Here is a 13805-nt window from a genome sequence, read left to right on the forward strand (position 1 = left end):
TGATACATCGTGAAAAAACAAATTTTACTTTCCCTTCTCACTCTTTCCTTATTTGCAGGCTGCCAATCAGCGAACAAAGCTGAAATGGAACGTGAAGAAGGAAGCCGTGTTCTTGTTTCCAATAAAAACGACATGTATCATACGGAAAATACAAATACAAGACTCACAAGAGTCGGTTATTCTTCTAAACAAAAGCATGAAGTATCTAACAAACAAGTAGGGGCCATTAATCGCGAGAAGGTCGCTGAAATGATTACAAGCATGACAGTCAAACTTCCTGACGTTACAAACGCTGCTACACTCGTTACTGATGATGAAGTGTTCGTTGTATACCGTGCAAACACAACGGATCCAAAACTCGTAGCGGATCAAGTATATAGAGCTGCTTTGTCCATCGTTCCTCGCTATTATAAAGCATATGTATCAACAGACCAAAAGTTGATTTCTCAAATTCAAGGGCTTCAATCTGGCGCATTAAATGATACAGAATATACACAAAGCCTCGATATGTTAAAACGAGAAATGAGTAAAAATACTCATTTGAACAATACGGGAGATCAGACTTTGAATGATATGATTAAAAAGTAAAACAGGTGGAGAAAATCTCCACCTGTTTTACTTTTTATTTTTTATTACGATCCGCATAAACCTCCATCGCATCACACATAAACTGCGCTAACCCCTCACCAAACTTATCGATATTTTTCGTAAAGCGCTCATCAGCGACGTACATTTGACCGAGTCCTTTAAAAGCATCTAATGAATATTCACCGAAGTTTTGCAAGTAATCGTACCATACTTTAATAGCTGCCTGCGCCTCTTTAGAATCTGGTGCATCGTGTCTAAGCGTTGCTAAATTTCTATAAATAGTATTAAACTCTTCTTGGTTCTCTTTTGACATACCTTTTGCATATTCGTTCGCTTTATCTACAGCTGCATCTCCCCATTTTTCACGTGCTTCTTCTTCATATGGGTTATGGCTGAAATCGAATCCTTCAAATTTCTCTTTATTCGTCATTTCAATCTCTCCTTTTGTATGCTGAATTGTTTTATCAATCGTCGCAATCACCTTATCTAATCTGGCACGCTTTTCAAGAAGCATTTTCTTATGAAGCTGTAGTGCCTCTTCACGATCAAATGATGGACTCATGATAATCTCTTTAATTTTCTTCAAAGGGAAGCCAAGCTCTTTAAAAAACAAAATTTGCTGCAATGTCTCTAAATTTTCATTGGAATACAGACGATATCCAGACTCTGTCGTCTCGTCTGGGGTTAACAACCCAATTTCATCGTAATGATGCAGTGTGCGCACACTAATTCCAACTAAATCAGCTACTTCTTTTACTCTCATTGTCATTTGTATCTCCCCCTTAGTACATACGATAAAGTATGACGCAACGTTAGAGTCAATAAGTAAATTCATTTTCTTTCTAAAAGTTTCATCTCTCCCATATTTCATGCATAATAGATATGTACATATATTAGAAAGCGGTGAAAGTATGGTTTCAAATACTGTAATTGCCAGCATCATTTTTCAACTTATTGTCTCGATTCTGGTCCCAATTATCGTACTCGTTTATTTCCGTAAAAAATATAATATGAATTGGAAAGTGGTCGGCGTTGGTGTTCTTATCTTTATCGGATTCACCCAAATTCTTGAAACACCATTCCACCTATTTATGCGCGGTAATCCAACAATCGCTCCATTTTTAGAAAATCCGTTTGGCTTCGCAATTTATGGCGGATTGACTGCTGGTATTTTTGAAGAATTAGGACGCTTCGTTGCCTTCTTCTTCTTACTAAAAAAATATCTAGAATATAAAGATGGCTTCGCTTATGGAATTGGTCACGGCGGAATTGAATCTATTTTAATTGGCGGTTTTTCTGCATTACAAGCATTAATCTTTGCTAATTCTATTAACGATGGTAGCTTCGCTCGACTGATTGAACAAAAACCCGAGCTTAGCATTTTACAGGACATGTTAATTCAGCAACCTGCCTACTTATACTTCCTTGGTAGCTTAGAAAGAATTATGGCACTCGTGCTTCAAATCGCCTTTACAATGCTTGTTTTATACGCAGTCAAACAGAAGAAATATATCTTCCTAGTATACGCTATACTATTCCACGCATTTGTAGACTTTTTCGCGGCACTTTACCAAACAAAAACAATCAATATCTTTGTTGCCGAAGGAATTACCCTTCTCTTCACAATTGGGGCTGTCGTTCTTATTCGCAAGATGAAAGCGAAATTAATGAGTGTGCCGGAGTAAAAAATAACCCACCGATTGGTGGGTTATTTTTTATGGATTGTCGCAATGGTGATAGCTTTTTCCTTCTTGCAGCTCCCTCTTTGTTTCTGCATCTATAACGATGTACTTATGGAACTCTTCTACTTCATTTTGAGTAAAAGAAGCGAAAAAATAAACTTGGCGATCAGGGTGAACAAAAAAATCTTGAAGTACCACTCTACTTCGACAACCGACAGCTGTTTTTTGCAGGAAAGAAAATTCCTCATCAGCCACTTCTTTAAATGAAATTTTTTTACGAACACTATATGTTGCATTTTTGTACTCTTTATAGATTTTCTTATCTAACTGTTTATAAAAAACATCCTCACTCACAAATGACTTATTTTGATTGCTTGGATAATTTAGTTTTCGGTTGGATTCTGCATATGTTGTGGACAATTGCGCAAGAAAACAAATAATGAATACGATACATATCATTTTTTTCATCATTGCACCTCAAATGTTCATTATCCACATTACTTTTCCACATATTTAAATCAATATGCTGTTTCCAATAAAAAGGAATTATTTCTACATTTGTCGAAGTATATAGCGTCAACTTGAAAGATGGGGATGAATTATGAAGAAAATTATTGTAATACGACATTGTTCAGCAATTGGGCAAAAACGTGATGATGAATTAACGACCGATGGAAAAGACCAAGCAAACACCCTTGCTACATTCCTCTTAGAAAATCATCTACAAATCGATCATATTATTTCAAGCCCATTTGTCCGAGCTATCGATTCCATTCGGCCCTATGCGCTCCAAGCTAACTTATCTATCCAAGAAGATGAACGATTAACTGAACGCATATTGAGCAACATTCCAATGGATGATTGGATGCAAAAACTAGAATCTACTTTTACAAATATAGATATTGCCTTTTCAGGCGGAGAGTCAACAAAACAAGCAACAGACCGGGCCCTATCGCTTATTCAAGACGTTTTACAATTAAACCATACGACAACACTACTTGTTACACATGGCAATTTACTTACACTCATTTTAAAGCATTTTGATCATACGATTGGCTTTAATGAATGGAGAACTTTAACGAATCCTGATATTTACGAAATTACAATCGACGAACAATGTATCATAAAACGCTTATGGGAAGCATCGTCCAAGTAATATCCCTTTCCAAAACATTCAGTTGACGCCACGAGAAGAGACTGTTCTAACAATAGAAAGGGGTATCATTTCATATGTACGAAGACGTACTTGCTTTACTACATAAAACAAATGTTTCTTATGAAAAATTCGAACACGAACCAGTACTCGATTATGAGACCGATCGGATCGTACGTGAGAGACTTGGCTTACAAGGCACTCCAAGTAAAAGCTTATTTTTAAAATCAAAGTCTGGAGATTATTACGTATTTTTTACGTTAGAGGGCACAAGGCTCAACCGGGGCGAGATGAAAGAACTATCAGGAGAACGCTTATCTCTCTGTTCTCCTGATGAACTGCGAGACAAAACTGGTTGTACGCCGGGATGTGTGGCTCCTTTCGGATATTCACACGATGTAACAATTATTGTGGATAACGCTATTTATACGTACGATAAAATTTTAATTACACCTGGTGTTCCTGAATTTACAATTGAATTATCCACAGAAGAATTAAAAAAGATTTTATTAACATGTCCAAATACCGTTTTAGAGTACAAACAAAAAGAGAGCTAATCATTAGCTCTCTTTTTTTCATTATTTAGCTTCTGCTGTTTTTTCTTTTGCAGAACGTACTTGCTCGTCCGCATGGTAAGAAGAACGCACAAGTGGGCCAGCTTCACAGTGGCTAAATCCTTTGCTAAGTGCAATTTCTTTAAGCTCTGCAAATTCTGCTGGTGGGTAATATTTAAGAACTGGTAAATGCTTCTTAGATGGTTGTAGGTATTGCCCAAGAGTTAAAATATCCACATTGTTTGCACGTAAGTCATCCATTGCTTCAATTAAATCTTCTCTCGTTTCACCTAAGCCCACCATAATGCTCGATTTAGTTGGAATATCAGGCTGCATTTCTTTCGCTCGACGTAAAAACTCTAATGAACGTTCATATTTTGCTCTAGCGCGAACTCGGTCAGATAATCGACGTACTGTTTCAATGTTATGGTTTAAAATATCTGGTTTTGCATCCATTAACATTTTTAAGTTTTCTTCTACTCCACCCATATCAGATGGTAATACTTCGATAGACGTGAATGGGTTTTTACGACGTACTGCGCGTACTGTTTCAGCAAAAACAGCTGCTCCCCCGTCCTTTAAATCATCACGTGCAACCGCTGTTATAACAACGTGCTTTAAGCCCATTTGTACTACTGAATCTGCTACGCGTTCTGGTTCTTGTAAATCAAGCTCAGTTGGTAAGCCTGTTTTAACCGCACAAAAACGACAAGCACGTGTACAAACCGCACCTAAAATCATAAATGTTGCTGTTTTTCTTACAGCCCAGCATTCATGAATATTCGGACATTTTGCCTCTTCACAAACGGTATGAAGATTCTTAGAACGCATCATTTTCTTTAAGCCTGTATAGTTTTCATTCGTGTTTAACTTAATTTTCAACCATTCGGGCTTGCGCTTATATTCTGTTTGTTTTGTCATGGTTATCAACTCCGCACAATATGAAATAGTTTACCGTGTTCGCTTCTTTCAATGTAACATATCTATTCTAACGTATGAAAGCGATTTGCTCAAATGAAGATTCTAAGATTTTTTCCAATCGTTCCCTATAATGAAATACTCCGTATATCCCACACTAAAAAGAGTGATGTTGTGAAAGGAGTCTATTTCATGCTTCGAAAAATTTCTCTTTTGCTTTCTATTTGTTTTCTTCTCCACCAAAACATCGCTTACGGTGAAGATAATCAGCAAAGCATATACGAAAAGCGCATGGCACTATATAAAGAAACCGAGCAGTCTTCAGGCATTCCATGGTATTACTTAGCTGCAATGGATCAATATGAAAGAAATATACGGAGCGTAAGAAAAGATATTCCGAAAAAACCAGATGCCATCATTTCCCTTTATTTCAAACCAGAAATATGGGCTGGACCTATTAATAGTAACGATACTCTCCCCCATACAATTTCTCTATTTGGCGGAATAGGTTTAGATGGTGACAAAGATGGATTTGCAAATGCAAATAGCGACCGTGATCTTCTGCATACCGCAGCGACTATTTTAAGGAAACAAGGAACGTCAGAAGACCGTATTAAAATTATGCTCTGGGAATATTATAGGCGTGCAAAAACAGTTGATTTAATTAGCGAATATGCCCAAATTTATAAACATTATGGACGTATTAATTTAGAAGGAAATGCTTTTCCTCTTCCGATCCGTAGTGACCATAGCTACCGTAGTACTTTCGGCGCTGGAAGAAGTTTTGGGGGTAGAAGGATTCATGAAGGAACAGATATTTTCGCCGGATATGGCGTGCCAGTAAGATCGACTTGCTATGGCATTATTGAAACGAAAGGTTGGAACCGCCTTGGTGGATGGCGCATTGGTATTCGCGACCTTCATAACAATTACCATTATTACGCTCATTTAGGCGGGTTCTCAAAAGAAATACAGCTTGGACAAATTGTTGAGCCAGGGAAAGTAATCGGATTTGTTGGTAGCACTGGTTATGGACCTCCTGGTACAGCCGGAAAATTTCCGCCCCACTTACATTTTGGCATGTATAAAGACAATGGCTATACAGAATGGGCCTTCGATCCATACATGCATTTAAGCCTTTGGGAACGCAAAGAACGAGCAAATACAAAACGATAACCGTAGCTGCATTGCTACGGTTATTTTTTATCCATTAAAAGCCTGGCTGAGCCGGGTTTCACTTTATTTACAACTAACTATCTGTTTTCTTTTTATCAGGTACAGCAACACTTCCACTTCCATAATACGTAGGCACTTCACCTTGAACGATACGCGTCGCAATCGGAACATTTTGTTTCACCGTTATCTCTTTCGTATGAAATGGAATAATTACTTGCAATGTTACTTCCATTTCCATAACAATTTGAATTGCTGTAGTATTAATCCCATGCGGCTCAATTTTTTGTTTAATATCTGTATTCACATGCCCAATTGGCGTGAAATGAATCGGAATATCCGGTCCTATATTACCAAGAAGTGCATTATCAGTTACACGCCCAAAAGGAACTGCCATAGTCGCCCCGTTTTTTTCAGAAATACCTAGCTCCTTCAACTTCCCTTGTTCTACTTGCTGCAAATATTTTTCTATGTACGTGGTCGTTGACGTTACGATTTCATTTACTTGCTTCGTATTTAAATTAATTGTGGATACTTTTCCGTTTTTATCATTCTGTACTTTCATTAATGAATCTACATCGAATCCTTCATTAATTCGATCCTTTACTGCCTTCGTCATAATTGCCGTCGCCATTTTATGCGTCTCTACTTCCCCATATTTAATTAAGGTCGGCTGAATACTATTATTCACAATCCACAACCCTTGCGTAAGTAATATAATAAAAAGAATAAACGACATAAGCAGTATATACCGAAAGGCAATAGGTCCCCTTCGAAACCGCGAGTTTTTCGAGCGAAATATACTCATAAAAAAACCTCCTTCTTATATCATTTCTATGCAAGAAGGAGGGACGATATATGCTTATCTCATTTTTAATAATGCTTCTTTTCCAATCGTTCCTGCTGGAATGCCTAATGCTTCAGCTCCAGTCGTTACCGATTCTAGCGGCGCTTCAAGAAGTTGTTCAATCGTTCTTACACCAACCGCACGGCCAGCAATAATTCCTCGATCACCTAACTTCTCATTTAAAAGACCTACATCTAATGCACCACACATAATATATCCTTTATCGCTCATTACAGCTAGCAAATTTGTCTTTGGAAGTTTCACGCTAACCGCAATAAACGTATAATTATCAATTATAATTGGCTCCACATTAACCATAGTTCACACTCCTCTCTTTCTTATCTGTATGACAAGAGAAAAATGAGTGTTACAAGTTAACTAGCCTATAGTTTAACGGAAGATGTATAAGTTATTAACATATCTGTTAACACATCTCTAAGTAGTTCTGGCATATAATATTGTTTGTCAGAAAGTGTGGATAGCTCTGGGTATAAGTAGCCAAATGTAAACATATCAATTGTTCCTACTGTATATATACGATCTAATTCCAGCGATTCCCCGTTAATTAATACATCTTCGAGTAAAATTTTATTCCCAGGAATCGTATCTGGAATTACTTCTACACCCGCGTAAATCATTTTCCCCATCACTTTCCCACGAAATCCGAATCCTTTCACCTCAAGATTCTCCATATTCGGCTTACGTGCTTTCAAAATAACTTCTCTTAATATCTTTCCTGGAACTTTCAAAGCACACGGATTAATTGGATGTGGACAAATTCTGTGAATATCTCCGCGCGTTACGACACCCTCTTCTAACCCTTCAAGAAGTACACCAGCATTCACCATGCCAATTTCTGCACCGCACCATGTTTTCAGCGCACTTGCTAACATATGAGAAAACGGCGTCTCATGAAACCAATCAACCTGTAATGACTCTTTTAAATGAACGACAGGCTCTGCCATTATATGCTTACTTTCTTCCTGCAGTATTTCAATTGTGGATAACGGCTCGCTATAAGCACCTAACCGTTCCGTCTTAATCGCTCTACCGTCCTTTTTCAACAGCTTCTTCGTCTCTTTATCCACAGTAAGCTGCACGTGCCCAACGTAACGTCCCCACTTTTCACAGCAACAAAGTAAAGTATTATTCATTAGAACACCACGCTCAAATAAATGATGCGTATGTGCCCCTAAAATAACATCTATATCATAATGCTCTGCCATATACTCATCCATACTTTTTCCAAGGTGAGAAAGGACAACTATTATATGAGCCTCATCTCTCACTTCTTCTAAAATAGACTCTAAATGGATAAGCGGATCTTCAATATGCCAATCGAGCATTTGATAAAACTCTGGATACGCAACAGTTAACCCGATAAAAGCAATCGTAATCCCATCTGTCGTTGTATGTAATTTATAAGGCTTTGCCCATGATGGACGTACACCTTCTTTTTCAAATAAATTTGCAACAAGTACTTCAAATCCAGCATCATCATAGAGCCGATTTAAATGCTCTTTCGCTAACGTAATTCCTTCATTATTTCCGATCGTTACATAATCATATAACGCCTCATTTAAAAGCTTCGTATTCCCAAGCCCATTTGTCGCTTCCGAAATACTATGAAAACGATCCACATGATCGCCGATATCAATCGTCAAAACAGTTTCTCCCGCTTCCTGTCTTCGCTTTTTCTCCCCTAGAACAAACCGAGAAATTTGCGGCCAATTTTCAAAATGACTATGTATATCGTTTGTATGATAAAGGTGGATGATTGTTTCTTTATTTGTATTCAGAGAAAAAACCTCCTCTCAGTTCCTTACTGCCATTTACGCTATGCGCACACAATAATCCTGTAAATACTTTTCGTCTTTTCTTGCTATTTTACATTGTACTCGCATTGTGAGAAAAAGCAAAAGATTGTCCTTTTTATATGAGAAACTTTTGCTAATGCAGGAAAGAATTCCAGATAGTGGAGGTAGGGGTGGATTTGTCAAAAAGTTTAATAGAGAATTCAGTGGGTGGTTGTTCAAGTGGATTTGTCAGTATCTTTGTCTTAAAGCTAGTCGTTCTCTGTTCTTATAAAATGTTTGGGGTATGTGAGGATTTTCTTTTGTCTTATCTTGTCGACAAATCGATATTCCTTGTCGAAACGTTGATATATTGAAATAATCGTTGATATATTCCCGTTTATGATCGATATATTTGAAAAATCGTTGATATATTTAGCTGAACACCCACCCGGGTATCCTCTCCCGAGCCAAGCCAAGACAAATCCGCAAAACAAAAAAGCGCCCTGCACAGCAGGACGCTTTCTTCATACATATATTATCCAGTTCCAGCGGCTAGAATAAGCCGCTGCCACTTTTAAATATTGTCCAGCTTCGCCTCCTAGACCTTCATGTCTAAGAACCTTCCGCACGAGAAGATAAAAAGCATCTTCTGTGCGAAAGAACCTTAGCCAACGGGTCTGAACAATCGGCTCCGCATTTCTATTTAACCAATAGAACCTTCCATCTCAAACTTGATTAGGCGGTTCATTTCAACTGCGTATTCCATTGGAAGTTCGCGAGTGAATGGCTCGATGAAGCCCATTACGATCATTTCTGTGGCTTCTTGCTCAGAAATACCGCGGCTCATTAGGTAGAATAATTGTTCTTCTGATACTTTCGATACTTTCGCTTCGTGCTCAAGTGAAACGTAATCGTTTTTGATTTCGTTGTAAGGAATTGTATCAGATGTAGATTGGTTATCCATGATTAACGTGTCACACTCGATGTTAGAGCGAGAGTTTTTCGCTTTTGGTCCGAAGTGTACGATACCACGGTAAGTTACTTTACCACCATGCTTCGCAATCGATTTAGAAACGATTGTTGAAGACGTGTTTGGTGCTAAGTGAATCATTTTCGCACCAGCATCTTGGTGTTGGCCTTTACCAGCAATCGCGATAGATAATGTTAAACCACGAGCGCCTTCGCCTTTTAAGATAACTGCTGGGTATTTCATCGTTAATTTAGATCCGATGTTACCGTCAATCCATTCCATCGTTGCGTTTTCTTCACAAACCGCACGTTTTGTAACTAGGTTGTATACGTTGTTCGCCCAGTTTTGGATTGTTGTATAACGGCAATATGCATCTTTCTTAATGATGATTTCTACTACCGCACTGTGAAGTGAGTTAGTCGTGTAAACAGGTGCTGTACAACCTTCTACGTAGTGTACGTGTGCGCCTTCGTCTACGATGATAAGCGTACGCTCGAATTGTCCCATATTTTCAGAGTTAATACGGAAATACGCTTGAAGTGGTGTATCAACTTTAACACCTTTTGGAACGTAGATGAATGATCCACCAGACCAAACTGCAGAGTTTAATGCAGAGAATTTGTTGTCTGTTGGTGGGATTACTTTTCCGAAATGCTCACGGAAAATATCTTCGTTCTCTTTTAATGCGCTATCTGTATCTTTGAAGACGATTCCTAGAGCTTCTAGGTCTTCTTTCATGTTGTGGTATACAACTTCAGATTCGTACTGTGCAGATACACCAGCTAAATATTTTTGCTCAGCTTCTGGAATACCTAATTTATCAAATGTTGCTTTAATTTCATCAGGTACTTCATCCCAAGACTTCTCAGATTTCTCAGATGGTTTTACGTAGTACGTAATTTCATCGAAATCTAAGTCGTTTAAGTCGCCGCCCCATTGTGGCATTGGCATTTCGTAGAACTTATCCAGTGATTTTAAACGGAAGTCTAACATCCACTGTGGTTCTTCTTTCATACGTGAAATTTCTTCAACGATTTCTTTTGTTAAACCGCGTCCAGCACGGAAAATCGAAACGTCTTTGTCTTTGAAACCATATTTATAATCGCCGATATCTGGCAGTTGCTTCGCCATGTTGGTGTGTCCCTCCTTAGATAACCTCGTTTTTAGGAACCTTTAACATTACTTATCTTCGTTTAAGCCCTTTTCTAACGCTTTCCACGCTAATGTTGCACATTTAATACGTGCAGGGAACTTGCATACGCCTTGTAATGCTTCAATATCTCCTAAATCGATGCTGTCATCGTACTCTTTTCCTAGCATCATGTCAGAGAAAATTTTCGAAAGCTGAAGTGCTTCTTCAATTTTCTTACCTTTTACTGCTTGTGTCATCATTGAAGCTGAAGACATTGAGATTGAACATCCTTCACCTTCAAACTTCGCCTCTTGCACAATACCTTCTTCTACTTTCATCGTAAGTTGAATACGATCGCCGCAAGTTGGATTGTTCAAGTTAACGGTAACACTATCTTCTAACACGCCATGGTTACGAGGATTTTTATAATGATCCATAATAACTTGACGATATAACGTATCTAAATTATTAAATGACATTTGTGAAATACTCCTTTGTCTTGATTAGCGATTCAACAAATGTATCAATTTCTTCTTTTGTATTATATAAATAGAAGCTCGCACGTGCTGTTGAAGAAGCTTTTAGCCACTTCATAAGCGGTTGTGCACAGTGATGTCCTGCGCGAACTGCAATGCCTTCTACATCTAATACAGTCGCTACATCGTGAGGATGTACGTCTTCAATATTAAATGTAACAAGACCAGCGCGATGCTTTGGACCATAAATTGTAACGCCATCTACTTCTGATAGTCTTTCTAAAGCGTATTGCGCTAATTCATGCTCATGCTTTTCAATATTATCAAGACCGATTTCTTCTAGGAAATCAATTGCCGCACCAAGTCCGATTGCATTACCGATAATCGGTGTACCTGCTTCAAACTTCCACGGAAGCTCTTTCCACGTAGATTCTTGTAAATCTACGAAATCAATCATTTCACCGCCAAATTCAATTGGCTCCATATTGTTCAGCAATTCTTTTTTACCATATAATACGCCGATACCTGTAGGTCCGCACATCTTATGAGCAGATAATGCGTAGAAATCACAGTTTAAATCTTGTACATCCACTTTCATGTGAGGTGTACTTTGTGCACCATCAACGACCATAATTGCGCCATTTTCGTGTGCGATTGCTCCGATTTCTTTTACAGGGTTAATCGTTCCAAGTACGTTTGATACTTGCATAATAGAAACGATTTTTGTATTCGGTGTAACTGTTTGACGAACATCTTCTAAAGAAATTGTACCGTCTGGTTGAAGCGGAAGATATTTTAAAGTTGCACCAGTTTTCTTCGCAACTTGTTGCCACGGAATGATATTACTATGGTGCTCCATGTAAGAAATAACGATTTCATCGCCCTCTTTTACATTTTCAAGACCATAGCTAGCTGCTACTGTATTTAATGCAGTTGTCGTTCCGCGTGTGAAAATAATCTCTTCCATTGATTTCGCGTTAATAAACTTGCGAACTTTCTCACGTGCACCTTCATACGCGTCGGTAGCTTTCGTACCGAGCGTATGAACACCGCGATGCACGTTAGAATTATATTCTTTATAGTAACGTTCTAACGTTTCAATGACTTGAATTGGTTTTTGAGAAGTTGCTGCACTATCGAAATAAACAAGTTGTTTGCCGTTCACTTTTTGATCAAGAATTGGAAACTGTTTGCGTATTTCATGAATATTCATTAGCGAACTTTCCTTTCAATTACCTCAACAAGCTGTGCCTTTACTCCTTCAATTGGAAGCTCATTAACTACAGGTGCTAAGAATCCATGGATGACTAAACGTTCTGCTTCGCGTTTTGGAATACCACGGCTCATCAAGTAGTATAGTTGGACTGGATCTACGCGACCTACTGAAGCTGCGTGACCTGCCATTACATCATCTTCGTCGATTAAAAGAATTGGGTTTGCATCACCGCGTGCTTTTTCATCTAACATAAGAACGCGAGAAGATTGTTGTGCATTTGATTTAGATGCACCGTGTTCAATCTTACCAATTCCGTTAAAGATAGATGTTGCACTATCTTTTTGTACACCGTGTTTTAAAATCCAACCTTCAGAGTGTTTACCGAAGTGAACAACTTTAGTTGTAAAGTTTTGTGTTTGGTTACCACGGCCAATTGTTACTGTTTTCGTATCAGCATATGAACCGTCGCCCATTAAGTTCGTAACATTCTCTGAAATTGTGTTTCCGTCATTCATAAGGCCTAGAGCCCAATCAATACGGCCGTCGCGTCCTACAACGCCGCGGCGGTTAACGTAAGTTGTTACGTCTTTTGCTAATAGATCAACCGCACCGAATTTCACTTGTGCGCCTTGTTCCACGATTACTTCTGCTACGATATTTGCAATACCTTTAGCATTTTCATTTGCAACGTAGTTTTCTACATAAGTTGCAGTACTGTTCGCATCAGCTACGAATAATACGTGGTTATATACGTTAGCTTCTTCGCCGTCTACTAAGAATACAGCTTGAAGTGGAGTTTCAAGAACAACGTTTTTCGGAACATATACGAATGCACCGCCGTTGATTAATGCAGCATGAAGTGCAGTTAGACGATGCTCGTCTACTTTCACGCCGTCTTTCATTAAGTACTTTTGTACTAGTTCAGCGTGCTCAGTTGCTGCTGTTACGATGTCTGTAAAAATAACACCTTTTTCTTTTGCTTCGTCTGCTAAAGAAACGAATGCAGTTGTACCAGTACGTTGCACTAATACGCTGTTATTTTCATCGATTAAGTTTTTCACTGCTTCTGGAAGTTCAGTTAAAGAACTTACAGGCTCTTGCTTAGCAGCGTCGCCTTTTCCGATAAAGTCCCATTTGTCAATTTTCGTTTTATCAGGCGTTGGCATTGGAAGTTCAGTTGCTTGTGCAAGAGCTTGTAAGCGGAACTCAGTCAACCAAGCTGCTTCGTTTACTTCGCTTGCGCGTTGACGGATTGTTTCTTGATCGAAAGGTAATGTACCGATTGTCATGTTTATGCTCC

Annotated in this window: 15 protein-coding genes; 5 read left to right on the forward strand and 10 right to left on the reverse strand. The window is 38.5% G+C overall.

What is annotated here, in order from left to right; translation table 11 throughout:
- Positions 1-9: 9 nt before the first annotated feature.
- Positions 10-588, forward strand: coding sequence for a YhcN/YlaJ family sporulation lipoprotein (locus tag V6946_RS26595; protein WP_006918853.1), 579 nt, complete (start codon positions 10-12; stop codon positions 586-588).
- Positions 589-622: 34 nt separating this feature from the next.
- On the opposite strand, the gene V6946_RS26600 is transcribed toward V6946_RS26595, so the two are convergent.
- Positions 623-1357, reverse strand: coding sequence for a MerR family transcriptional regulator (locus tag V6946_RS26600; protein ID WP_006918851.1), 735 nt, complete (start codon positions 1355-1357; stop codon positions 623-625).
- Between the two features lie 100 nt (positions 1358-1457).
- Here V6946_RS26600 and V6946_RS26605 point away from each other — a divergent pair, with 100 nt between their 5' ends.
- Complete coding sequence (locus tag V6946_RS26605; RefSeq protein ID WP_033692009.1) at positions 1458-2273, forward strand: YhfC family intramembrane metalloprotease; 816 nt, start codon at positions 1458-1460, stop codon at positions 2271-2273.
- A gap of 30 nt (positions 2274-2303) precedes the next feature.
- Here V6946_RS26605 and V6946_RS26610 read toward each other — a convergent pair whose 3' ends face one another.
- A complete protein-coding gene (locus V6946_RS26610; RefSeq protein WP_006918847.1) occupies positions 2304-2738 on the reverse strand; it encodes a hypothetical protein in 435 nt (144 codons plus the stop codon).
- Between the two features lie 133 nt (positions 2739-2871).
- On the opposite strand from V6946_RS26610, the gene V6946_RS26615 reads away from it, so the two are divergent.
- Complete coding sequence (locus V6946_RS26615; RefSeq protein WP_000721022.1) at positions 2872-3426, forward strand: histidine phosphatase family protein; 555 nt, start codon at positions 2872-2874, stop codon at positions 3424-3426.
- 74 nt (positions 3427-3500) lie between these two features.
- Entirely contained in the window at positions 3501-3980 is a 480-nt protein-coding gene (locus tag V6946_RS26620) for a YbaK/EbsC family protein (RefSeq protein WP_000272746.1), read from the forward strand.
- 21 nt (positions 3981-4001) lie between these two features.
- Here V6946_RS26620 and lipA read toward each other — a convergent pair whose 3' ends face one another.
- Positions 4002-4898, reverse strand: a complete 897-nt coding sequence (gene lipA, locus V6946_RS26625) for a lipoyl synthase (protein WP_000166372.1) — start codon at positions 4896-4898, stop codon at positions 4002-4004.
- 189 nt (positions 4899-5087) lie between these two features.
- Here lipA and V6946_RS26630 point away from each other — a divergent pair, with 189 nt between their 5' ends.
- A complete protein-coding gene (locus tag V6946_RS26630; RefSeq protein WP_000944665.1) occupies positions 5088-6071 on the forward strand; it encodes a M23 family metallopeptidase in 984 nt (327 codons plus the stop codon).
- A gap of 73 nt (positions 6072-6144) precedes the next feature.
- On the opposite strand, the gene yunB is transcribed toward V6946_RS26630, so the two are convergent.
- From yunB to sufD, 7 genes are all read right to left on the reverse strand, one after another.
- A complete protein-coding gene (yunB, locus tag V6946_RS26635) occupies positions 6145-6876 on the reverse strand; it encodes a sporulation protein YunB (protein ID WP_063537942.1) in 732 nt (243 codons plus the stop codon).
- A gap of 54 nt (positions 6877-6930) precedes the next feature.
- Positions 6931-7233, reverse strand: a complete 303-nt coding sequence (locus tag V6946_RS26640) for a YunC family protein (RefSeq protein WP_000248466.1) — start codon at positions 7231-7233, stop codon at positions 6931-6933.
- Positions 7234-7298: 65 nt separating this feature from the next.
- Positions 7299-8714: a bifunctional UDP-sugar hydrolase/5'-nucleotidase gene (locus tag V6946_RS26645; protein WP_206704762.1), complete on the reverse strand. Its 1416-nt coding sequence runs from the start codon at positions 8712-8714 to the stop codon at positions 7299-7301.
- A 700-nt stretch (positions 8715-9414) separates the two neighbouring features.
- A complete protein-coding gene (sufB, locus tag V6946_RS26650) occupies positions 9415-10812 on the reverse strand; it encodes a Fe-S cluster assembly protein SufB (protein WP_001118827.1) in 1398 nt (465 codons plus the stop codon).
- 48 nt (positions 10813-10860) lie between these two features.
- Positions 10861-11292, reverse strand: a complete 432-nt coding sequence (sufU, locus tag V6946_RS26655; protein ID WP_000009523.1) for a Fe-S cluster assembly sulfur transfer protein SufU — start codon at positions 11290-11292, stop codon at positions 10861-10863.
- Entirely contained in the window at positions 11282-12502 is a 1221-nt protein-coding gene (gene sufS, locus V6946_RS26660; protein WP_001020767.1) for a cysteine desulfurase SufS, read from the reverse strand. Before sufS ends, sufU begins: the two co-directional genes overlap by 11 nt.
- Positions 12502-13794, reverse strand: coding sequence for a Fe-S cluster assembly protein SufD (sufD, locus tag V6946_RS26665; RefSeq protein WP_000152167.1), 1293 nt, complete (start codon positions 13792-13794; stop codon positions 12502-12504). The genes sufS and sufD overlap by 1 nt, the downstream gene beginning before the upstream one ends.
- Positions 13795-13805 lie beyond the last annotated feature (11 nt).

Source organism: Bacillus sp. PPSBB_2 (assembly GCF_045291115.1).
In the GTDB taxonomy this organism is placed as follows: Bacteria; Bacillota; Bacilli; order Bacillales; family Bacillaceae_G; genus Bacillus_A; species Bacillus_A cereus.